This window comes from Zhongshania aquatica (assembly GCF_027257955.1).
In the GTDB taxonomy this organism is placed as follows: domain Bacteria; phylum Pseudomonadota; class Gammaproteobacteria; order Pseudomonadales; family Spongiibacteraceae; genus Spongiibacter; species Spongiibacter aquatica.
In genome coordinates, this window is record NZ_JANZNQ010000007.1 from 168,989 (window position 1) to 191,804 (window position 22,816).

A 22,816-nucleotide genomic window follows, 5' to 3' on the forward strand; every position below is an offset into this window, starting at 1 on the left:
GGGCGCGATTATAACAAGCTTTTCTGCGGGGTCAATCGACTGAGGCATTTAATTTAATAATGTGGCAGAAGCTGCTTACATATTGATCTACTCTGGTGGAGTCCCGTGCCATTTTCCGCTAATCTTGCGCCCTTCCGAATGAAAGCAGAGATTATGCGGCGCAGCGATTTTAATTTTGAGCTTCCCGATAGCTTAATAGCCTATCACCCCATGCCTGAGCGCGATGGCAGTCGGCTGTTGGTCCTGGGTGAAAATCAGCGCTGTGAGCATCGTCAGTTTAAAAATTTACCGTCCTATTTACGCGCTGGGGATTTGCTGGTTTTCAATAATACCCGCGTCATTCCCGCCCGAGTGTTTGCGGTTAAATCTACTGGCGGCCGCATAGAGATTTTAATCGAGCGTGTGCTTGATGAGCATCGGGTGCTCGCACATGTGCGATCGAGTAAATCGCCGAAGGCGGGCGCTACCTTATTCCTTTGTTCAAGCGCTGAGGCAGAGCAGGGTGATGATGTTGTGACGGTACTTGGGCGTCACGACGCTTTGTTTGAGCTCGCCTTTGCATTGCCCGTGTTAGATGTGCTTGACCGAATTGGCCACATGCCGCTGCCGCCGTATATAGAGCGGGAAGATGCATTGGATGATCGCGAGCGCTATCAAACAGTGTATGCCAGTCGCGACGGCGCGGTTGCTGCACCCACAGCTGGTTTGCATTTTACCGATGCTTTGATGCAACAGTGTCGGGATCTCGGTGTCGATATCGCGTTTGTGACTCTTCATGTTGGTGCTGGCACGTTTCAGCCGGTTCGCGCAGACGATATTCGCGACCATCAAATGCATGCCGAATATATAGAAGTGAGTGAAGAGGTTTGTGAGCAGGTGCGAGCGACCCGTGCACGTGGTGGTCGTGTTGTGGCGGTTGGCACAACCAGCGTGCGCAGTTTGGAGTCCGCTTCGCAGGCCGGTGAGATTGCACCGTTTTACGGTGATAGTCGGATATTTATCTATCCTGGTTATCAGTTCCGCAGCGTCGATGTGATTGTGACCAATTTTCACTTACCTGAGTCAACGCTCATTATGTTGATTAGCGCTTTCGCGGGTCGAGATGCTGTATTAGCCGCCTACCGCGAAGCCGTCGCCGAACAATACCGATTTTTTAGTTATGGTGATGCCATGCTGGTATTTCCGCCGAGCAATATAGAGACAGGATCTGTTTTATGACCGAGTGTCGAATGCGTTTTGATGTTACGGCCAGTGATGGCTTAGCGCGTCGCGGAACCCTAGATTTCCCCCGAGGCAAGGTGGAAACTCCTGCATTCATGCCGGTAGGAACCTATGGTACGGTTAAGGGTATGCTGCCTCGTGATATTAAAGAAATTGGCGCCCAGATAATTCTAGGTAATACCTTTCATCTGAGTTTGCGTCCCGGTACCGAAGTGGTAAAAGCCCATGGTGATTTGCATGACTTTACCGGTTGGCAGGGACCTATTCTGACTGACTCGGGCGGCTTTCAGGTTTGGAGCTTGGGCAAGCTGCGTAAAATTAGTGAAGCCGGTGTGTCTTTTAAATCACCTGTTAACGGCAGTGATGTCTATCTCGATCCCGAAACCTCCATGCAGATACAGCGTGATTTAGGCGCAGACATAGTAATGATCTTTGACGAGTGCACGCCGTATCCAGCGACCGAGACAGAGGCCCGAACGTCAATGGAGCTGTCGTTACGTTGGGCGGCGAGAAGCAAGGCGGCGCATGCGGGGAATGACGCGGCCTTGTTTGGCATTGTTCAAGGCGGCATGTACCCTGAGTTGAGGCGAGAATCTCTGCAAGGTTTAAAGGACATTGATTTTGACGGTTTTGCTATCGGCGGCTTGTCGGTGGGCGAGCCTAAAGACGAAATGTTGATGGTCTTAGATTCACTCGCTGAACATATGCCGCAGGATAAGCCGCGGTATTTGATGGGTGTGGGTAAGCCGTCTGATATCTTGGAAGCGGTTATGCGCGGTGTAGATATGTTTGATTGCGTTATGCCAACCCGCAACGCCCGCAATGGTCATTTGTTTACATCCACTGGCGTCGTCAAAATTCGTAACGCCAGCCATCGTTATAATAACGCCCCCTTGGATGCGAAATGCGACTGCTATACCTGCCAGAATTTCTCTCGTGCCTACTTACATCATCTCGATAAATGTAAGGAAATTTTGGGCGCGCAGCTTAATACTATCCATAACCTTCGTTATTATCAGAATCATATGGCGGCAATTCGTCAGGCGATTGAAGAGGGGCGTCTGGCACAGTTTGCCGACGAGTTTTATCGTGAGCAGGATGGTAGGGACGATGCTTAAACTCGTTTTCTTTGTGCCAGTAAGTCACTGTGAACAGGTCAAGCTTGCGGTTTTCGCCGCTGGAGCCGGCAGTCAGGGTGATTACGGTCAGTGCAGCTGGCAAGTGCTGGGGCAGGGGCAGTTCATGCCCCTGGCGGGTAGCCAGCCATTTATTGGTGAGCAGGATAGTCTTGAGAGTGTTGATGAGTATAGGGTTGAAACGCTTTGTCCAGAGACGAGCGTTAACGATGTCATTGCGGCGCTAAAAAGCGCGCATCCCTACGAAGAACCCGCCTTTGAGTTTTATCAACTGGCGGCAATCTGAACGACGAGTCGATACGACTTGTATACAAGGAGATTGGATATGTTGTACCAATTGGGTGAGCGTCGCGTTCAACTTGAGGGGAGCGGACATTTTGTCGCCGACAATGCCACCGTGATCGGTTCTGTGGTGTTAAAAGAGAATGTCAGCGTGTGGTTTAACGTTGTTATTCGCGGTGATGTTGATGACATTGTGATTGGTGAGCGGACGAATATTCAAGATGGTTCCGTCTTACATACCGATACTGGCTTCCCGATGCATATCGGTGATGATGTCACAGTGGGCCACAAAGTCATGTTGCACGGTTGCACGATTGGCCAAGGCAGTTTGATCGGTATCAACGCGGTTGTGCTCAACGGTGCAAAAATCGGTAAAGGCTGTTTGATTGGCGCCAACGCACTCGTCACTGAGGGTATGGTAATCCCTGATGGCTCGATGGTGCTCGGTTCGCCGGCGAAGATACGCCGGACTTTAAGCGAAGATGAGCAAGCTGCGCTGATGCTGTCTGCTTCCCATTATGTTGAAAACGGTCACCGCTTCGCCGCTGAGCTCAAGCCACAGGACATGGCATGAGCGGAGCGAAAGAAAAGCCGGTGTCGTCGCCCTGTGTATCTGTGTGCGCACTGGACGACGAAGACGTTTGCACTGGCTGCTACCGCACATTGAAAGAGATTGGTGAATGGTCTGAGATGGATAATTCGCGTAAGCGCGAGGTGATTGTGCTGGCAAACCAGCGTTGCCGTAGTCGCTACGGCGATCTAGGCTAGGCAAAAAGCCGGCGAATTATCGCCGGCTTTTTGCCTTGCTGTAGGCGCGCACTGATTGAATCAGGTTGCCCTTCATTTCAATAATTTCAAAGTAATAACGACCAATGGTCAGACCTACCGAACCTTCGGGGAAGGATTCTAGTTTCTCTAGCAGTAAGCCGTTGAGTGTTTTGGGCCCGTCCGTCGGTAAATCCCACTTCATACTTTTATTGATATCGCGGATGGTAGTTGTTCCATCGACGAGATAGGTGCCGTCTGGCTGATGCACTATATCTTCGGTATCGGTACTGAGGTTGGAGGTGAACTCACCAACAATCTCTTCAAGCAAGTCTTCTAAGGTAACAATACCCTGCATCACGCCGTATTCATCGACCACGATACCCATGCGACGCTTTTGTTTTTGAAAGTTAAACAGCTGGGTATTTAGTGGTGTGCCTTCCGGTATGAAATAGGGGTCTCTTATGGCTTGTAGTAGGGCATCACGCTGCACGCGACCCTGCTCGTCGACACTGTTTATGATGTCGCGTTGATGCAATATACCGACAATATTATCGATGTCGTTTTGATAAACGGGGATCCGCGTAAATTCCGCGTCGCGTAGTTTACGGATAATGGTGTCGGTGTCGGCATCAACATCAATTCCAAAAACCTCGTTGCGGGGGATCATAATGTCATCCACCGTAATTTGTTCAAGATCGAGGATGTTCATTAACATCCCTTTGTGATGCTTGGGAATTAAATGACCCGCCTCACCAACAATGGTGCGTAGCTCTTCTAGGCCGATATGTTCAGAGCCGTCATTTTTCTCTATCCGGGTAATGCGCAATACAAATTGAGTAACATGGCTGACCAGCCATATCACTGGAAACATTAGCTTCTTCAGGGGCAACAGTACATGGCTGACCGCATAGGCCACGGGCTCGGATTTATACGCTGCAATGGTCTTGGGGATAATTTCAGCAAATATCAGGAAAACGAGGGTAAGTAATATTGATGCGGGTACAACGGCGTTATCGCCGTACATGCGAATAGCCACAATGGTGGCTATGGATGCCGCTAAGTTATTAACCAAGTTGTTGCCGATCAGGATAGTACTGATCAGACTGTCTGGTTCCTCAAGCAGTTTTGATGCGCGCTTTGCGCCGCGATGACCCGATTTGGCGCGGTGACGCAGGCGATATCGATTGAGAGACATCATTCCGGTTTCTGAACCGGAGAAAAACCCGGACAGGACGATTAATGTAGCTAATATGCCAAAAAGAAGACCCAGCGGTGCCTCGTTCAAAAAGCCCAAAACTCCTTAGTAAAAAAAGATGCGCCAATCTTGACTAAAAAAGGGGGGCGCGACAAGCGTAATATCACGCGGTGGTGGTATGCATGATAATGGTGAGAGCAATTTTGGTGCCGAGATAGCCGAGCAATAAGCACGCAAAGGCCCAGAGCGTCCAGCGGATGGCGACCTTGCCGCGCCAACCAAGTGCAACGCGGCCGCAGAGTAAAATCGCTAATAATACCCACGACAATACTGAGAAAACGGTTTTGTGGATGAGGTGCTGAGCCAGCATATCGTCTACATAGATGCCGCCAGTCAGTATGGCTAGGGTAAGTAGCCCGAATCCCGCCCAGATTAATTCAAACAGCATGGCTTCCATCGTTTGTAGCGGAGGAAGAATACTGGGCAAGCCTTTTAAATGGTGTTCACGAAGCATGCGGTCTTGCAGGGCGAGCACAATAGCCTGTGTGGCGGCGATGGTGAGCACGCTATAGGCAAGAATCGACAGTAATATATGACATAGTACGCCGAGTGGCTGATGCTGTAATAACTGTTGGCGTTCAGGAATTAATAATTCCGCGGCAAGGCTAATGGCCGCTAACGGATATAAGGGGATTAATAGATTGTGAAGCGGTCTGTGCAGGCTGGTGCTGACGGTAATTAAACAAACTAGCCATGTAATTAGCGACAAGACCTGTATAACACCAAGATCCATACCCTTGGCGGTATGGATTGCAGTGATAGCCGCGACGGCATGAAAGAGCATTGCGGCTAAGCCAGTAATGAGGCTGCTTTTGCTGAGGCTGCGATCAAGCGCGCGATATTGCATGCCAGTGGCAACAACATATAGAAGGATGGCGGCGATGCTACTATATAAATTCATTGGTATGTTTGGCCGTTATATCCGTATTGTGTGTACTGAGCGTTGGGTCTGCCGGATGACTCGGTTATACTGCGGCATTATTTGCTGCGGCATAGATGATAGTGTGCTGCACAGCGACCAGATTGTAAGCGGGTTCGCGACAGAATGTCGACTCGAACCGTGTTTTCAAATTAATAACCGCAGATTTAGAGAGTCTACCCATGTTTGAGAATTTGACCGAACGCCTTTCCCAGACCCTACGCCATGTTACCGGTCAGGCGCGGTTGAGCGAGGACAATATTGCCGACGCGATGCGCGATGTGCGAATGGCATTGTTGGAAGCGGATGTTGCGCTGCCGGTTGTTAAAGACTTTGTCGAGGCTGTAAAAGCCCGCGCAGTAGGGCAAGAGGTGAGTAAAAGCCTGAGCCCCGGTCAGATGTTCATTAAGATCGTCCAGCAAGAGCTGGAGCGGATTATGGGCAGCCAAAATGAAACCTTGAATCTGGCGACTCAACCGCCAGCGGTTATGTTGATGGCGGGCTTGCAGGGTGCGGGTAAAACCACCTCAGTAGCGAAGCTAGCTAAGTTTTTGCAGGAAAAGCACAAAAAGAAAGTACTTGTGGTCAGTGCCGATATTTATCGTCCTGCGGCAATTAAGCAGCTAGAAACCCTCGCAAATGACATTGGTGCAGGTTTCTTTCCCAGTAATATCGAACAAAAACCCGTTGATATCGCCAAAGCGGCGATTGCAGAAGCAAAATTACGTTTTTACGATGTGGTCATAGTGGATACCGCTGGTCGTCTTCATATCGATACCGATATGATGACTGAGATACAGGACCTGCATGCGGCTATTAATCCGATAGAAACGTTGTTCGTGGTTGATGCTATGACTGGGCAGGATGCCGCCAATACCGCCAAGGCATTTGGTGAGGCGCTGCCATTAACTGGTGTGATCTTGACCAAGGCTGACGCAGATAGCCGTGGTGGTGCCGCTTTGTCGGTGCGTCATATTACCGGCAAGCCCATTAAGTTTATTGGTGTCGGTGAGAAGACGGACGCCCTCGATCCTTTCTATCCCGACCGTATTGCATCTCGTATTTTGGGCATGGGCGATATTCTCTCGTTGATTGACGAGGCGGAATCGAAGCTCGACAAAGATAAAGCAGAAAAACTCGCTAAAAAGCTCAAGAAGGGTAAAAAGTTTGATTTGGAAGATCTGCGCGACCAGTTACAGCAAATGCAGAATATGGGCGGTATGAAAGGTCTGTTAGACAAACTGCCGGGTATGGGTAATATGGCGCAAATGGCGCAGAGTCAGATGGACGGCAAAATGTTCACGCGTATGGAGGCTATCATAAATTCCATGACGCCAGCCGAGCGCCGCAACCCCGATTTGTTAAATGGCTCGCGTAAGCGTCGTATCACCGTCGGTTCTGGTACCGAGATCCAAGATTTGAACCGTCTGCTGAAACAGCATAAGCAGATGGCCAAGATGATGAAAAAGATGGGCCAGAAGGGTGGCATGACAAATATGATGCGCGGCATGGGCGGGATGATGCCTCCTGGTGGTGGTCGTTTCCCTGGCATGTGATGTATTGTTAAAATTGAGCGCACTGCGGTCTTGAGTTTACTCGGCTTGTAGTGCGCTCGATTTGGTAATAGTTTGCCTTAAGATTCTTTTATAACTCATTGATAAAAATAACTATAAGTAAATATTTAATTGCGCTTTGTCATGTTGTTTTTTCTTGTCTTACCGTAGGTTTTACCGGTGACAAGAAAAAGTCTGCTAAGTGTTTCATATATCATCAATTTCCCTTATAATTCCGCGCCTTTATGGCCTCGGTCATATAATCGCTTCGAATTTTTCGATAAGCAGGTGTTAAAGCCTGCCCAAATGCTAGGAAATGAAACAAGAATGGTCACTATTCGTTTGGCACGTGGCGGCTCTAAAAAGCGCCCATTTTATCATCTGACAGTTACTGACAGCCGCACTTCACGTGACGGTCGTTTTATCGAGCGCGTTGGTTTCTTCAATCCAGTTGCTCGTGGCAACGAAGAGCGTTTGCGCGTAGATGCAGCTCGTGTTGATCACTGGATCGGTCAAGGCGCTCAAGTATCTGATCGCGTTGCAAAATTACTTAAAGACGCATCAGCTGCCGCTTAAATGACAGCATTTACCCCGGAAAATCGAGTGGTAATCGCCAAGATTACGGCGGTGTACGGGGTGAAGGGGTGGGTGAAAATACATTCTTTCACTGATCCGATTAGCAATTTTTTTGATTATAGCGACGTCTACTTTTGCAAGTCAGGAAAGTGGCAGCGCGCAGAGTTTGACGAGTGTCAGTCACATGGCAAAGGCATTGTTGGGCACCTAAAAGGTGTCGATGATCGCGATGTGGCGGCAGGCTTTTGTGGGCTGGAGTTAGCGGTCCCAGAAGACGGGCTACCTGAATTAGCGGATGATGAGTTTTACTGGCATCAACTGATTGGTTTAAAGGTTGCGACACTGTACTCGTCGGACGAACCCGTTTTGCTAGGAGAGGTTAGTCATCTTCTAGAAACCGGTGCGAATGACGTACTTGTAGTGCGGCAATGCGCAGGAAGCTTGGATGATAAAGAGCGATTAGTTCCTTATGTACCAGGTCAGTTTATAAAAGATATCAACCTTGAAACGGGGGTGATATTGGTCGACTGGGATCCTGAGTTCTAGTTTAAAGGGCAAAGGAGGCGGCAGCGTGGACATATCGGTGGTAAGTCTGTTTCCCGAAATGTTTGCAGCGGTCAGCGATTACGGTGTAACCGGTCGCGCAGTCCAAAACGGTTTATTGAATATATCGTGTCGTAATCCCCGTGATTACACCACGGATCGCCATCAAACAGTGGACGACAGGCCTTACGGCGGTGGCCCAGGAATGGTGATGAAAACCGCTCCGTTGGAGCAGGCAATTCAGGCTGCAAAAGCGTCGGTGGCGCCTGGTGCGACGGTGATTTATCTGTCTCCCCAAGGTCGACCCTTAGATCAAGCGGGCTTGGCTGAGTTGGCAGCGCGTCCTTCGCTGGTGTTATTGGCGGGGCGTTACGAAGGTGTAGATGAGCGCTTAATCGAAAGCGAAGTCGACGAAGAATGGTCGATTGGAGATTACGTGCTTAGCGGTGGTGAGTTAGCCGCCATGGTAATAATTGATGGCCTTAGCCGCTTATTACCAGGTGTGTTGGGGCATCATTTGTCGGCGGAGCAAGATTCCTTCGCTGAGGGTTTGCTGGATTGTCCGCATTACACGCGGCCTGAGCACTACCGAGATAGGGGGGTGCCAGATGTGTTGTTAAGCGGTAATCATGAAGCGATACGACGCTGGCGACTAAAGCAGTCCCTAGGTCGAACATGGTTGCGGCGCAGAGATTTGCTACAAAACGTAGAATTGAGCGACGAACAAAATACATTGCTGGCGGAATTTATCCGCGAGCTTGACGATTAACTGACATCTAGCTGTGAAGCTATAAACTTTTGAATTTAGGAGCATGCCATGAGCACCAACAAAATTATTGCCCAACTGGAAGCAGAGCAGGCCACCAAAGAGCTGCCAGATTTCAGCCCCGGTGACACCGTTGTCGTTCAGGTAAAAGTGAAAGAGGGTGCTCGTGAGCGTCTTCAGGCTTTTGAGGGTGTTGTTATTGGCATTCGTAACCGTGCCCTGAACTCTGCCTTTACTGTACGTAAAATCTCTCACGGTGTTGGTGTGGAGCGTACGTTCCAAACCTATAGCCCGCTGATCGACAGCATTGAAGTTAAGCGTCGCGGCGATGTACGCCAAGCTAAACTTTACTACTTGCGTGAGTTGAGCGGCCGTGCAGCACGTATCAAAGAAAAACTTGGCGCAAAAGCATAAGCTTTTTAGCGTTATAAAAAAGGCAGCCAATGGCTGCCTTTTTGCTTTCTGGGGTTTAGTTAAACGGTGTAATTAGCCGTTATCTCCACTTTGTTGGCAAATAATTAGGGCCAGCTTAGTCAAAAGTGAGTGCCATGTTGTGGCTTCCATCGCATACTTACCTGCGCAGTGGTCGGTAAACGTGGGTCAGTTTCTGTGATAATTTGCTAGGTATCTCTCGTTTACGCGGCGTTAGCACTGGAGTTGATGAAACTTGTTGTGCCAAAATTGCTCTCATAAGAGTAATCGATATTGTCAGTGGAATTTGGAGAATTTGTTTGAATAATCATATCAAAATCATTTTGCGCCGTGGCCTCCTTGTGTTGGCTTGTGGCGGTGCTTTACTGCCATTTTCTGCCGAGGTATCTGCCTCCGTTGTTGTGGATAAAGCAGCTGAAACAGCGATACGCGCTTCCTTTAAGGCAACTCGTCCTGACATTGTTATAAGCCAAGTCGAAGCCAGTGGTATTCCCGGTGTGTATTTGGTCACCATGGAAAATGGTCCAACGGTGCATGCTAGTGCAGATGGCCGCTATTTTATCACCGGCGATATGTTTGAAATTAGTGCCGCCGGTATTGAAAGCGTTGCAGAAAAGCGCCTCAAACCCCTGCGTAAAGAATTGCTTACTCAGATTAAGCGCGAAGACATGATTATTTTTAGCCCCAAAGGTGAGGTCAAGGGTGCTATTTATGTATTTACCGATGTTGACTGTGGCTACTGTCGTAAGCTTCATCAAGAAGTTCCGCAGCTGAATGCCATGGGAATTGAAGTGCGATACCTAGGTTATCCTCGCGCCGGTTTAGGTACGCCAACCTACGATAAAATGGTATCTGCATGGTGTGCAAATGATCGTAAAGCTGCCCTCGATTCTTTAAAAGCGGGTGCTGCCGTTGATCCTAAAAAGTGTACTAACCCGATCGCCCAAGAATACCAGCTTGGCGCGCAAATGGGCGTGACGGGAACGCCAGCTATTGTCTTGGAAGATGGTAGTATGATTCCCGGTTACAAAACTGCGGCGCAGTTAGGGCCCTTGGTTCTCAATAAATAGCGCTGACTGCGTATTGAAAAGGGGCGTATGCCCCTTTTTTTTCGACCTAATTTTCTATATCACTCTTTTATCAATTTATTGCACCATAGACCCTCGATGTGAAATGTAACCAAATGTCAGTTAATTTGTTGCGAACCGACATGGTTCCTTCTGCCCTCTTTGTACCAGAATACGTTTCTATTTTTGATGGCTATCGTTAGCTGCAGATATTTTCTGCCCGAGGTGGCTGCAGGTTTGGAGCGCTGGAGTATCTATGCAAAGAGAGTGTTTTACAGAGGATCAACAACAGTTCCGTGATGCCTATCGTCGATTTTTGGAGCAGGAAGTGGCTCCTCACCGGGAAGAGTGGCGCAAAGCGGGTATTGTCCCTCGCGATATCTTCCTCAAGATGGGTGCGCAGGGGTATCTTTTGACATGGGCCCCCGAGGAACTGGGCGGTCTGGATCTTGAAGACTTCCGTTATCAGCAAATTATGATTGAAGAAGACGGTCGTCGTGGTGAGGTTGGCTTATTTCATACATTGCATAGTCGCTTAGTCGCACCGTATTTAAAACACTTCGGTAATGCCGAACAACAGCAGCGATTTATTCCTAAGTGTGTCAGTGGCGAATGTATTCTTGCCGTTGCCATGACGGAACCCGATGCGGGTTCTGACTTGGCGGGTATGAAAAGTCGAGCTGAAGACAAGGGCGATCATTGGCTGTTAAATGGCTCCAAGGTCTATATTTCAAACGGTATTCTCGCTAATGCGGTAATTGTCGCCGCGAAATCTAATCCTGAAAAACCCCGTGAAATGACACTCTTCATTGTAGAAGAAGGGATGGAGGGCTTTGAGCGAGGTCGCAACTTAGATAAATTGGGTCTAAAAGCGCAGGACACCGCAGAACTTTTCTTTAACGACGTGAAAATTCCTAAAGAAAATGTCTTGGGTGAAGTGGGGCGAGGTATGCACCACCTTATGCAGGGCCTAGCAGAGGAACGTTTGATCACGGCGTGTATCTCTTTGGCTGCTGCGCAGTGTGCCTTCGATTTAACGAAAGAATTTGTCGAAGAACGTAAGGCCTTTGGTAAACCATTGTCTGAGCAACAAAACACCCGCTTTAAAATGGCGAATTTACGTACCGAAATTGATGTTGCGCAGGCATTTATCGACCAGTGTGTCGCTCAGCATAACAAGGGTAATTTAACTGCAAGCTCGGCATCACAAGCTAAACTCTACTGTTCTGAAGTGGAGGGCCGGATGGTCGACGAGGGTGTGCAGCTTCATGGTGGTGCTGGCTATATGCAGGAGTACGAAATTTGTAACTTGTATGCCAATGCCCGGATAAGCCGGATTCTGGCCGGCACCTCAGAAATTATGAAAGAAATCATTGCGCGTTCAATTTTTGAAAAACGCTAAGCCTTAAAATTTAAACTAACTAACGCAGGAGAAATACTCATGGATATCAACGGTAAAGTTGCAGTTGTTACAGGTGGTGCATCAGGTTTAGGTGAGGGCACAGTGCGCGCTTATGTAGCTAAAGGCGGCAAGGTTGCTATTTTCGATATGAATGCCGAGCGTGGCAATGCCATTGTCGCTGAGCTAGGTGCAGACAATGTCAGTTTCCACAATGTGAATGTTGCCGACGAAGAATCGGTGTCAACTGCGATTGCAGAGGTTATGGCAAAATTCGGTGCTATCCATATTTGCAATAACTACGCAGGTATTGGTAGTGCGGTCAAAACCTTGAGTAAAAACGGCGCTTTCCCATTAGATGCCTACAAAACCGTGATCAACGTGAACTTAATTGGTACCTTTAACGTTGCCCGTCTTGTTGCTGAGCAAATGGCGAAGAACGAACCGTATGACGGTGCCAATGCGCGCGGCGTTATTATTAATACAGCGTCAGTTGCCGCTTATGAAGGTCAGGTAGGTCAGGTTGCTTATAGCGCTTCTAAAGGCGGTGTAGTGGGTATGACTCTGCCAATGGCACGTGATTTGGCATCCTACGGTATTCGTGTAAACACGATTGTTCCAGGCCTGATCCATACCCCCCTGTTCGATACACTTCCAGAGGTGGCTTACAAATCACTGGAAAGCAGTGTTGTTAACCCTCAGCGTCTAGGACGTCCAGATGAAATTGCGCACTTGTCAGTCATGATTGCTGAAAACGAGTATATGAATGGCGAGTCTATCCGTTTGGATGGCGCAATTCGTATGCAGCCTCGTTAATTAAGGCGTTCGTCCACAGTGTGGCTGCTTCTTGCGGCCACCGGACATATTTTACTGGAGGGTGTATGACATCTCGCCAAACACTGGAGTACAGCAAGTCGGGCGCAGTTGCCCAGATATTGCTGAATCGTCCAGAGTCGCTGAACTCTGTTAACCGTGAAATGCGTACTGAGCTGTTTTCTGTACTGGAGGACGCAAATGCAGATGAAAGCATTCGCGCTGTTGTGCTGGGTGCCAATGGCCGTGGTTTTTCGTCTGGTGCCGATCTGGCTGAAGGTTTTTTGCCGGGGCAAACCGTAGAAGATCAAATCGTCGATGAATACGGTCCGATTCTGAGTTTACTTGGCGCTATGAATAAACCTGTTATAGCAGCATCGCCGGGTATTATGGCGGGGGTTGGTGCTGCAATCGCCATGCGCTGTGACCTCATTGTAATGGCAGATTCGGGCAGTTTAATAATGGCGTTCAGCAATGTGGGCTTGGTGCCAGATGGCGGCGCCAGTTGGCTATTGCTTCGTCATCTCGGTTATCAGCGCAGTTTTGAATTGATGGCAGAGGGTGGCCGATTAGATGCGAATTTGTGTTTGGCCGCGGGCATTGTCAATAAATTGGCTCCTGCGGATCAAGTACTGGCAACCGCGCAGGCGTGGGCAGAGGCACTTGCTCTTCGCGCCCCAGTGGCATTGCGAGAAATGAAGAAGCTACTTCGTCAAGTCGCAAATACCAGTTACGACGATGCAGTAAAAATTGAGGCGAGAGCACAAAAGATCTGTGTGGATACCGCCGATGCAAAAGAGGCCATGCAGGCTTTTTTTGAAAAAAGACCGCCAGTATTTCGTGGCGAGTGATCTCCAATTTCAATGATTTTAATAACGGCATAGACCGCCGGACGAGGGTATCGAAATGAGCGATGAAGTATTAGTCAGTGTTGAAGACGGCGTGATGATTGTCACTATCAATCGTCCCAAAGCTAAAAACTCAGTCAACCTAGCAGTTGCAAAAGGTATTGCAGCAGCCATGGATGAGCTGGACAGCAATAGTGATATTCGCGCGGCCATTTTAACGGGCGCGGATAATACCTTTTGCGCTGGTATGGACTTAAAGGCTTTTGTTACTGGCGAATTGCCGGTTATTAAAGGCCGAGGGTTTGCCGGCCTGTGCGAGCAGCCGCCGAAAAAGCCGTTAATTGCGGCAGTAGAGGGTTTTGCCTTGGCCGGTGGTTTTGAATTGGCGATTTGCTGCGATCTGATTGTGGTCGCAGACAATGCAAAATTTGGTATTCCAGAAGCAAAGCGCGGTTTGGCGGCCGCGGCTGGTGGCTTAATGCGTTTGCCACGTCAAATTCCGTCACGCATCGCGATGGAGATGGCATTAACCGGCGACTTCATTAGCGCTCAACGTGCTTATGATTTGGGTTTGGTGAATAAAGTTGTTGAAGCCGGTGGCGCGCTTGAAGGTGCAAAAGCCTTTGCACGCAGCATTGCCGCGAACGGCCCCATGGCTGTGATCGCGAGCAAGAAAGTGGTTATTGATTCACAAGATTGGCAGCAAAGCGAGATGTACCGAGAGCAAGCCAAAATCGTTGACCCAGTATTTAGTAGTAAAGACGCCATTGAGGGCGCAACCGCATTTGCAGAAAAACGTGCTCCAAACTGGAAAGGTTGTTAATCGCCCATAGGGCTAATACGAGGATTACATTATGAAAGAAGCATGGATAATCGACGCTTGCCGCACACCCCGTGGCATTGGTAAAGCAGGCAAGGGTTCCTTGGCAGGTATTCACCCTCAGCAACTTGGGGCAACGGTATTAAAGGCACTGGCTGAACGCAATAATTTAAACACTGCCGATGTTGACGATATTCTTTGGGGTACTAGCTCACAGCGTGGCGAGCAATCCGGTGACCTTGGTCGCATGGCCGCGTTAACGGCTGGCTACGATGTGAAGAGCAGCAGCGTAACTTTGGATCGCTTCTGCGGTTCTGGTATTACGGTCGTTAACCTTGCGGCCGCATCGATCATGTCTGGCATGGAAGACGTCGTTATTGCCGGTGGCACTGAGATGATGTCTAACTACGGCCAAAAAGGCAACGATCCGTCGATGTTCTTAGACAACGGTAATATGGTTTTACGTGAGGCGCATCCCCAGCCTCACCAAGGTGTGTGTGGTGACGCTATTGCAACCCTTGAGGGTATTACCCGTGAAGATCTAGATAAGCTCGCACTTACGAGTCAGCAGCGCGCGGCGCACGCGATTGCAAACGGTCATTTTGATAAGAGTCTGGTGCCTGTTTATCGTGAAGATGGCAGCTTGGCTTTAGACAAGGAAGAATTTCCACGTCCAAGTACAACATTAGAAGGTTTGGCGGCGCTTAAGCCAGCTTTTGGCGAGTTGGCGTATTACCCGCTTGACGAAGAGGGTACGACTTATGCTGGTCTAGTAAATAAAGTCTATCCAGACCTCAAGATTAGCCATGTTCATCACGGCGGCAACTCGTCTGGTGTTGTTGATGGTGCTGCGGCAATTTTGATCACATCGCCTGAATACGCTAAAGCGCACAACTTAAAGCCTCGTGCGAAAATTGTTGCTATGGCAAATATGGGTGATTCACCAACCTTAATGCTAAATGCACCGGTTCCAGCAACCTTAAAAGTGCTGAAAAAAGCTGGCTTAACAATTGACGATATCGATCTATTCGAAATAAACGAAGCCTTTGCTGTTGTGGCAGAAAAGTATATTCGCGATTTGAAACTGGATCGTGACAAGGTGAATGTGAACGGTGGCGCAATGGCCCTGGGTCATCCTATCGGTGCAACGGGCGCAATTCTGATTGGTACTCTTTTAGATGAGCTCGAACGTCGTGACCTAAAACGCGGACTTGTAACAATGTGTGCGGCTGGTGGCATGGCTCCCGCCATTATTATTGAGCGCATATAAGTTACTTGTTAATAAAGGACGTTCCCAATGAAAACTCGTATTACCGAAATGCTGGGAATTAAATATCCCATTATCCAAGGTGGTATGCAGTGGGTAGGACGCGCCGAGCTAGCCTCGGCGGTGTCTAATGCCGGTGGTTTAGGTATTTTGACCGCGTTGACGCAGCCAACCCCTGAAGCTCTGTATAAAGAAATACTGCGCTGTAAAGAAATGACAGATTTACCCTTTGGTGTAAATCTCACCATTTTACCGACCATTAATCCCGTGCCATACATGGAATACGCCGAAGCAATTATTCGTGGTGGCGTCAAAATAGTGGAAACCGCTGGGCGTAGTCCTGAGGATTTCATGCCGCTATTTAAAGCGAATGGCGTGCGGGTTATTCATAAATGCACCTCGGTTCGACACGCGCTGAAAGCCGAACGTATTGGCTGCGATGCCGTTAGTGTCGATGGTTTTGAATGTGCCGGTCACCCCGGTGAAGACGACGTCACTAATATGATTCTGTTACCTGCCGCTGCAGCTAAGTTGAGCATTCCTATGATCGCCTCAGGCGGCATTGGCGATGCACAGGGCTTAGTTGCCGCGTTAGCACTGGGCGCAGAAGGTATTAATATGGGCACCCGCTTTGTAGCCACCAAAGAAGCGCCGGTTCACGAAAATGTGAAGCGCGCGATGGTTGACGCAGACGAACGCCAAACCACCTTGATTTTTCGCAGCCTCAACAACACTGCGCGGGTTTTCCGCAACGCAATTGCTGAGCAAGTAGTGGAGATAGAAGGGCGCGACGGTAAAACTGATTTTGCTGATATTCAACCATTAGTCGCTGGCGCGCGTGGCCGTGAAAATGTGTTGGAGCAAGGTGACATCGACGACGGTATTTGGACCGCGGGCATGGTGATTGGTCTTATCAATGACATTCCTAGCTGCCAAGAACTGTTGGATCGCATGGTGAGCGAAGCAGAGGTAATTATCCAGCAACGCTTGCTGGGTTTGTGTAGCGCGGATTAAGCGGCGACAGCTCTGATGCTTTGAGAAATTAAGCGCCAAAATGTTAAAGCCCTGTTGTTTTTGGTTAGTCCAAAGCGCAGGGCTTTTTTATTATTTACAATAACCAAGCTGCGGTTATTTTGAATTCTCAAGCCAGAAAGACCATATTTTTTCGCTCATGTGAGGCTTGATCGCGAATAAACCTGTTTCAATCCCCATAGACCATAGCCTTAGCGCTCCAGCTTGACTAAAATGCACTCCATTCGGCTTGGAATAATCAGTTTCCGTGCCAGTCCCAGTATTATCGGGTTTTCAGCGCCCGAAATATTGCCTGATGTATAAGGAGCAATAGTGGATTCGGTCAAAGTAGGAATATGTGGTTTAGGAACCGTAGGCAGCGGTACGTTTGCGGTATTGAAGCGCAACGCAGCGGAGATATCTGCTCGGGTTGGTGCCGACATCGTAGTGGCGCAAATCGGTTCGCGTCGCGATAACCCCAAGTGCGACACAGGTGATGTGGCGATTAATCGCGACGTGTTCGCGGTGGCTGAAAACCCCGAAATCGATATTCTGGTGGAATTGATCGGCGGCACCACTGTAGCCAAAGAACTGGTTTTAAAAGCGATTGCCAATGGCAAACATGTGGTCACCGCCAATAAGGCACTGATCGCGGAGCACGGTAATGAGATCTTTGCGGCAGCAACAGAGAAGGGCGTTACCGTCGCCTTTGAAGCGGCTGTAGCCGGCGGCATTCCCATCATCAAGGCGCTGCGTGAAGGTTTGGCGGGCAATAAAATTCAGTGGCTGGCCGGTATTATCAACGGCACGGGTAACTTTATTCTCTCGGAAATGCGTGAGAAGGGGCGTGACTTTGCTGATGTATTGGCCGAAGCGCAGGAATTGGGCTACGCCGAAGCCGATCCGACGTTTGACGTGGAAGGCATCGACGCCGCTCACAAGCTAGTCATCCTTGCCTCCTTGGCTTTTGGAATTCCCCTGCAATTCGACAAGGTCTTTACCGAAGGCATTAGCCGTATTGCCCAAGAAGACGTGATTTACGCCGAAGAGCTTGGTTACCGCATTAAACATTTGGGTATTGCTAGAGATACTGCTGCCGGTATTGAATTGCGGGTTCATCCGACGTTGATCCCTGAGAAGCGCTTGATTGCCAATGTAAATGGCGTAATGAATGCTGTTTTGGTTCAGTCCGATGCCGTTGGCCCCAGTCTATACTACGGTGCAGGCGCTGGCGGCGAGCCGACCGCTTCTGCTGTGGTAGCTGATATTATCGATGTAGCGCGCACCTTAAGCTCGTCGCAAAATAATCGCGTGCCATATTTATCATTCAAAACGGAATCACTCAGTGCCCACCCGATTCTGCCAATCGACGCAGTGGAAACCGCCTACTATTTGCGCATGACTGCGGTGGACAAACCCGGTGTGCTGTCAAAAGTCGCCCAGATCCTCAGTGACGGCGGCATCAGTATTGAAGCTTTGATTCAGAAAGAAGCTGCGGACGATGCGAACCTAGTGCCGATGATTATTTTGACCAACCGTACCATTGAAGCCAAATTGTCGGCTGCAGTAAGCCAGATCGAAGGTTTGGAAAGCATCGTGGGTGAAGTGACTCGGATACGAGTGGAGTCATTGGCGGGTTAAGGCCGCTTTACGCGGCACGGGAGACGCCAGTGCGACTTTTGCGTCTCTCGTCTCCCATCAAGCGTTTAACTACTATAATTTAACGAACATTGAGAGCTAAAAGCACGTGAAATACATAAGCACCCGTGGCAAAGCGCCCGCCCTGAATTTTGAAGATGTGTTGCTTACTGGTTTAGCACCAGACGGCGGTTTGTATGTGCCCGAGTCCCTGCCTAAATACAGCAAAGAGCAAATTGCCGCCTGGTCTTCACTGTCTTATACCGATTTAGCCTTTCAGATTATTAAACCCTTCGTCGGTGGATGTATTCCCGATGACGATTTAAAAGCGATCATCGAAGATACCTATGTGGATTTTCGCCACCCAGCGATTGCGCCGTTGGTGCAGCTTGATCGCAATGAATGGGTGCTGGAATTATTCCAAGGGCCGACATTAGCCTTTAAAGATTTTGCGCTGCAGATGTTGGGTCGCTTGTTGGATTACGTTTTAGAGCGTCGCCAGCAAAAAGTTGTCATCATGGGTGCGACATCCGGCGACACCGGTTCGGCGGCGATTCAAGGTTGCAAGCGTTGCAGCAATATCGATATTTTTATTTTGCATCCCTACCAGCGAGTGTCTGAAGTGCAGCGCCGCCAGATGACTACCGTCGTCGGCGATAATATTTATAACATTGCCGTGCGTGGACATTTCGACCACTGTCAGGCAATGGTTAAAGCCAGTTTTGCTGATCAAAGTTTCTTGCCTGAAGGCCGCCAATTAGTGGCGGTAAACTCGATCAACTGGGCGCGGATTATGGCGCAGATCGTCTACTACTTTTATGCCGCCTACGCGGTTGGCGCACCTGATCGCTCGGTGAGTTTCTCGGTGCCCACCGGAAACTTTGGCGATATTTACGCCGGTTATCTGGCTAAGTGCATGGGCTTGCCCATAGATCAGCTGGTAGTTGCGACTAATCAAAACGATATTTTGCACCGTTTTATTAGTGGCAATAAATTTGAGAAGCACGAGCTGCAACACACGTTGTCTCCCAGTATGGATATTGTTGTGTCTAGCAATTTCGAGCGTATGTTGTTTGATTGTTATGACCGCGACGGCGCTGCCATTGCAGACTTAATGGAGCGAATGAACACCGAGACCGTGTCTATTCCAGATAGCGCCTTCGCTAAAGTGCGTGGTCTGTTCGATAGCTACGGTGTGGACGATGCGGCAACGGTTGAAACTATTGCATCGGTCTATGACGCTAGTGAATATCTGCTCGATCCACATTCAGCGATTGGTGTTAAAGCCGCGCGTGAGTGTCGCCGTGATATGTCTACGCCGATGATTACCTTGGCGACGGCGCATCCCGCGAAATTCCCTGAAGCAGTAATGAAGGCCGGTTATCCCACTGCGCCGGCACTGCCACATCATATGAGCGATTTGTTTGATCTAGATGAGCGTTACGAAGTTATCGACAATAACATTGGGGATGTTCACGCGTTTATCGCTGCCAACGTCCGCGCCTGAGTCGGTGTCTGATTTTCCTAAGATAATTCTTCGTACTCCCGCCGCTACAGCATTTTCTGCGGCGGTTCCTCCTTTGCTGCAAAAGTTATACGGCGCGCGCGGTGTGCTGAGCGACGCCGACATCGAAACAGGTTTAGAGCGTCTTCCCAAACCTGATATGAAAGGTTTGCCTGAGGCTTGCGCCTTGCTCGCCGATGCCATTCAAACGCAAAAGCGCTTGTTAATAATTGGTGATTTTGACTGCGACGGCGCCACCAGTACTAGCGTTGGCATGTTGGGTTTTAGGGCGCTTGGTGCCGCGCATGTTGACTATTTAGTCCCCAATCGTTTTGAGTATGGCTACGGTTTAACACCGGAAATTGTCGCAGTGGCGGCGGATCGTGAGCCAGATTTAATAATCACCGTTGATAATGGCATTTCAAGTATTGAGGGCGTCGCCGCCGCGGCGAAACTTGGTATTCCTGTTATCGTTACTGACCATCACTTGCCCGGCGATGCCTTGCCGGCAGCGGCCGCCATTGTTAATCCAAATCAGCACGGCTGTCCCTTTCCTGCAAAGTCATTGGCTGGCGTGGGGGTAATGTTTTATGTCTTACTTGCACTGCGTAGCGAGTTACGCGAGCGAGGCTGGTTTTCAAAAGAGCGTCCAGAACCAAATTTGGCGGAACTCTTAGACCTTGTTGCCCTAGGCACGGTGGCCGATGTTGTGCCGCTTGAACAGGCCAATAGAGTGTTGGTAACACAGGGTTTGCGGCGGATTCGCGCTGGTCGCTGTCGTCCCGGTATTCAGGCGCTGCTCCGCGTGGCGGGCAAAGAAGCGTCTCGTATAGTCGCCTCTGACATGGGCTTCGCCCTTGGGCCGCGCCTAAATGCTGCGGGCCGTTTAGATGATATTAGTCTGGGTATTCGCTGCCTATTGACCGATGACGAAGATGTGGCGCTGAGTTTGGCGGCGGAACTTGACGATTTGAATCGTGAACGTCGCTCGATTGAGCAGAGTATGAAAGACGACGCCATGCGGGTGTTGGCACATTTGCAGTTAGATGCGAGCAATATTCCCAATGGTATTTGTTTATACGACCCAACATGGCATCAGGGTGTGGTCGGTATTTTAGCCTCGCGTATTAAAGACCGTTATCACCGGCCGGTGATTGCTTTTGCTGACGCTGATGATCATGAAATGAAAGGGTCTGCCAGATCGATTCCGGGCTTACATTTGCGTGATGCCTTAGATTTGTTGGCTAAGCGAAATCCTGGCTTGCTCAACAAGTTTGGCGGTCATGCGATGGCTGCGGGCCTAAGCTTGGCCAAGAAAGATTACGCGCGCTTTGAAGCTGCCTTTGACGCGATTGTGGCGGAGTTGGCCAGCGAAGAGCAGCTTACCGCCGCCGTGCACAGCGATGGTGAGTTGCAGCCAGAGGACTTTTCCATCGACCACGCCGAATTGCTGCGCAGTGCGGGGCCTTGGGGGCAGAATTTTCCGGAACCAAAATTCCATGGTCGCTTCGGGCTGGTTCAGCAGCGTATCGTTGGCGAACGTCATTTAAAAATGGTCTTGGCGCCCATCGCTGCCGACGGTCAACTTAGCCAACAGATCATTGATGCCATCGCCTTTAATATCGACACCGCGATCTGGCCAAATCAGCAAGCAGATCAGGTTTATGTGGTGTACAAGCTTGATAGTAATCTGTTTAGAGAGCGTTTGACGGTGCAGTTATTGGTCGATCATCTTCAGGCGGTCGTCGAATAAAGCCAGTTACCGGCACAGATTCTCGTTTGGATTGATTTATCGGTGCCGACTCATTACCCAATTCCTCGCTGCGCTTTGCTCAGTGCCCCGCATCAGGTAAAATGCCGTCCCTTTTCCACGTCTTACCGGATGTTGCTCAATGTTAGAAGTTAACGCCATACGCCAATCTCTTAAAAGCATGAGCGATAGAACCGACGTGCTTCGGGGGTATCTTTGACTACGCCAACAAAAAAGAGCGTTTAACTGAGGTTGAGTTAGAGCTGGGTGATCCAAAGGTGTGGGATGACCCAAAACGCGCGCAGGATCTTGGTCGCGAACGCGCGTCCTTAGAGGCGGTTGTCGCTACTATCGACGAGCTAGATAGCGGTGTAGCCGATTGCAGTGAACTGCTGGATATGGCGGTGGAAGAGGGTGACGACGACACCATTAGCGGCATGCAGTCTGACGTTGATCGTTTAGAAACGTCGTTGGCGACCTTAGAATTCCGCCGTATGTTTTCTGGCGAGATGGATCCAAATAATTGTTACCTGGATATTCAATCTGGCTCAGGCGGCACCGAGGCCCAGGATTGGGCCAATATGGTTTTGCGCATGTATTTGCGCTGGTGCGAGAGCCGTGGCTTTAAAGCGGAACTGGTTGAACTGTCAGACGGTGAAGTGGCGGGTATTAAAAGCGCGACAATCCATATTCAGGGTGAATATGCCTTTGGCTGGCTACGCACAGAAACCGGTGTTCACCGTTTAGTACGTAAGTCGCCTTTTGATTCCGGTAATCGCCGTCACACGTCGTTTTGCTCAGTGTTTATCTCGCCGGAAATTGATGACGATATTGAAATCGATATTAATCCTTCAGATGTGCGTACCGACACATACCGTGCTAGCGGCGCGGGTGGTCAGCACATTAACAAAACCGATTCGGCGGTGCGTTTAACCCACGTACCCACTAATATTGTGGTGCAGTGCCAAAACCAGCGTTCGCAGCATCAAAACCGTGATAGCGCATGGAAAATGCTAAAGGCAAAACTCTACGAATTGGAAATGCAAAAGCGCAATAGCGCGGCCCAAGAGCTTGAAGACAGTAAGTCTGATATCGGCTGGGGCAGTCAAATTCGCTCCTACGTTTTAGATGATCAGCGCATAAAAGATTTGCGTACCAATGTGCAGACCAGCAATTGCGGCGCGGTATTAGACGGTGATTTAGACCTGTTTATTGAAGCGAGTTTGAAGAGCGGTTTGTAGGCATTGA

The 22,816-nt window shown here is 49.5% G+C and carries 23 protein-coding genes; 21 read left to right on the top strand and 2 right to left on the bottom strand.

Annotated features, from left to right (window positions below; all coding sequences use genetic code 11):
• The first annotated feature begins 153 nt into the window (after positions 1 to 153).
• Genes queA through O9X78_RS09460 form a run of 5 tightly spaced genes read left to right on the top strand, consistent with a single transcriptional unit; the run spans position 154 to position 3,407 of the window.
• Positions 154 to 1,218, top strand: coding sequence for a tRNA preQ1(34) S-adenosylmethionine ribosyltransferase-isomerase QueA (gene queA / locus O9X78_RS09440; protein WP_269619443.1), 1,065 nt, complete (start codon positions 154 to 156; stop codon positions 1,216 to 1,218).
• Positions 1,219 to 1,229: 11 nt separating this feature from the next.
• Complete coding sequence (gene tgt, locus O9X78_RS09445) at positions 1,230 to 2,339, top strand: tRNA guanosine(34) transglycosylase Tgt (RefSeq protein WP_435056053.1); 1,110 nt, start codon at positions 1,230 to 1,232, stop codon at positions 2,337 to 2,339.
• Complete coding sequence (locus tag O9X78_RS09450) at positions 2,332 to 2,643, top strand: YqfO family protein (RefSeq protein WP_269619395.1); 312 nt, start codon at positions 2,332 to 2,334, stop codon at positions 2,641 to 2,643. The genes tgt and O9X78_RS09450 overlap by 8 nt, the downstream gene beginning before the upstream one ends.
• Before the next feature lie 39 nt (positions 2,644 to 2,682).
• A complete protein-coding gene (locus tag O9X78_RS09455) occupies positions 2,683 to 3,213 on the top strand; it encodes a gamma carbonic anhydrase family protein (protein WP_269619396.1) in 531 nt (176 codons plus the stop codon).
• Positions 3,210 to 3,407 carry a DUF1289 domain-containing protein gene (locus O9X78_RS09460; protein WP_269619397.1) on the top strand — a complete coding sequence of 66 codons (198 nt, stop codon included), beginning with the start codon at positions 3,210 to 3,212 and terminating at the stop codon, positions 3,405 to 3,407. The genes O9X78_RS09455 and O9X78_RS09460 overlap by 4 nt, the downstream gene beginning before the upstream one ends.
• Positions 3,408 to 3,423: 16 nt before the next feature.
• On the opposite strand, the gene O9X78_RS09465 is transcribed toward O9X78_RS09460, so the two are convergent.
• Together O9X78_RS09465 and O9X78_RS09470 are read right to left on the bottom strand one after the other, a co-directional pair.
• Positions 3,424 to 4,692, bottom strand: coding sequence for an HlyC/CorC family transporter (locus tag O9X78_RS09465; protein WP_269619398.1), 1,269 nt, complete (start codon positions 4,690 to 4,692; stop codon positions 3,424 to 3,426).
• Between the two features lie 73 nt (positions 4,693 to 4,765).
• Positions 4,766 to 5,563, bottom strand: a complete 798-nt coding sequence (locus tag O9X78_RS09470; protein ID WP_269619399.1) for a cytochrome C assembly family protein — start codon at positions 5,561 to 5,563, stop codon at positions 4,766 to 4,768.
• Positions 5,564 to 5,763: 200 nt separating this feature from the next.
• Between O9X78_RS09470 and ffh the strand changes: the two genes are divergently transcribed.
• The 16 genes from ffh (at position 5,764) to prfB (ending at position 22,809) form a co-directional block, all read left to right on the top strand.
• A complete protein-coding gene (gene ffh / locus O9X78_RS09475; RefSeq protein ID WP_269619400.1) occupies positions 5,764 to 7,137 on the top strand; it encodes a signal recognition particle protein in 1,374 nt (457 codons plus the stop codon).
• 324 nt (positions 7,138 to 7,461) lie between these two features.
• Positions 7,462 to 7,710: a 30S ribosomal protein S16 gene (gene rpsP / locus O9X78_RS09480; RefSeq protein WP_269619401.1), complete on the top strand. Its 249-nt coding sequence runs from the start codon at positions 7,462 to 7,464 to the stop codon at positions 7,708 to 7,710.
• Entirely contained in the window at positions 7,711 to 8,256 is a 546-nt protein-coding gene (rimM, locus tag O9X78_RS09485) for a ribosome maturation factor RimM (RefSeq protein ID WP_269619402.1), read from the top strand.
• Positions 8,257 to 8,281: 25 nt separating this feature from the next.
• Entirely contained in the window at positions 8,282 to 9,022 is a 741-nt protein-coding gene (gene trmD / locus O9X78_RS09490; protein WP_269619403.1) for a tRNA (guanosine(37)-N1)-methyltransferase TrmD, read from the top strand.
• 48 nt (positions 9,023 to 9,070) lie between these two features.
• Positions 9,071 to 9,433 (top strand): 50S ribosomal protein L19, encoded by a 363-nt coding sequence (gene rplS / locus O9X78_RS09495; protein ID WP_269619404.1) that lies wholly within the window; start codon positions 9,071 to 9,073, stop codon positions 9,431 to 9,433.
• Positions 9,434 to 9,750: 317 nt separating this feature from the next.
• Positions 9,751 to 10,521, top strand: coding sequence for a thioredoxin fold domain-containing protein (locus tag O9X78_RS09500; RefSeq protein ID WP_269619405.1), 771 nt, complete (start codon positions 9,751 to 9,753; stop codon positions 10,519 to 10,521).
• 253 nt (positions 10,522 to 10,774) lie between these two features.
• A complete protein-coding gene (locus O9X78_RS09505) occupies positions 10,775 to 11,920 on the top strand; it encodes an acyl-CoA dehydrogenase family protein (RefSeq protein ID WP_269619406.1) in 1,146 nt (381 codons plus the stop codon).
• 39 nt (positions 11,921 to 11,959) lie between these two features.
• The gene (locus O9X78_RS09510) at positions 11,960 to 12,733 is read left to right on the top strand and encodes an SDR family NAD(P)-dependent oxidoreductase (protein WP_269619407.1); all 774 of its coding nucleotides are present in this window, start codon (positions 11,960 to 11,962) and stop codon (positions 12,731 to 12,733) included.
• Between the two features lie 65 nt (positions 12,734 to 12,798).
• Positions 12,799 to 13,581: an enoyl-CoA hydratase/isomerase family protein gene (locus O9X78_RS09515; RefSeq protein ID WP_269619408.1), complete on the top strand. Its 783-nt coding sequence runs from the start codon at positions 12,799 to 12,801 to the stop codon at positions 13,579 to 13,581.
• Positions 13,582 to 13,636: 55 nt separating this feature from the next.
• Entirely contained in the window at positions 13,637 to 14,401 is a 765-nt protein-coding gene (locus tag O9X78_RS09520) for a crotonase/enoyl-CoA hydratase family protein (protein WP_269619409.1), read from the top strand.
• A gap of 31 nt (positions 14,402 to 14,432) precedes the next feature.
• Positions 14,433 to 15,668, top strand: a complete 1,236-nt coding sequence (locus O9X78_RS09525) for an acetyl-CoA C-acetyltransferase (protein ID WP_269619410.1) — start codon at positions 14,433 to 14,435, stop codon at positions 15,666 to 15,668.
• A 27-nt stretch (positions 15,669 to 15,695) separates the two neighbouring features.
• Positions 15,696 to 16,679 (top strand): NAD(P)H-dependent flavin oxidoreductase, encoded by a 984-nt coding sequence (locus O9X78_RS09530; RefSeq protein WP_269619411.1) that lies wholly within the window; start codon positions 15,696 to 15,698, stop codon positions 16,677 to 16,679.
• Positions 16,680 to 17,009: 330 nt separating this feature from the next.
• On the top strand, positions 17,010 to 18,317 hold the full coding sequence (locus O9X78_RS09535; protein WP_269619412.1) for a homoserine dehydrogenase: 1,308 nt from the start codon (positions 17,010 to 17,012) through the stop codon (positions 18,315 to 18,317).
• 106 nt (positions 18,318 to 18,423) lie between these two features.
• On the top strand, positions 18,424 to 19,821 hold the full coding sequence (gene thrC / locus O9X78_RS09540; protein WP_269619413.1) for a threonine synthase: 1,398 nt from the start codon (positions 18,424 to 18,426) through the stop codon (positions 19,819 to 19,821).
• Complete coding sequence (gene recJ, locus O9X78_RS09545) at positions 19,748 to 21,571, top strand: single-stranded-DNA-specific exonuclease RecJ (protein ID WP_269619414.1); 1,824 nt, start codon at positions 19,748 to 19,750, stop codon at positions 21,569 to 21,571. The genes thrC and recJ overlap by 74 nt, the downstream gene beginning before the upstream one ends.
• Before the next feature lie 139 nt (positions 21,572 to 21,710).
• A protein-coding gene (prfB, locus tag O9X78_RS09550) for a peptide chain release factor 2 (RefSeq protein ID WP_269619415.1) occupies positions 21,711 to 22,809 on the top strand; the annotation gives its coding sequence in 2 pieces (ribosomal slippage) (positions 21,711 to 21,785 and positions 21,787 to 22,809; 1,098 coding nt in all).
• Positions 22,810 to 22,816: the final 7 nt, after the last annotated feature.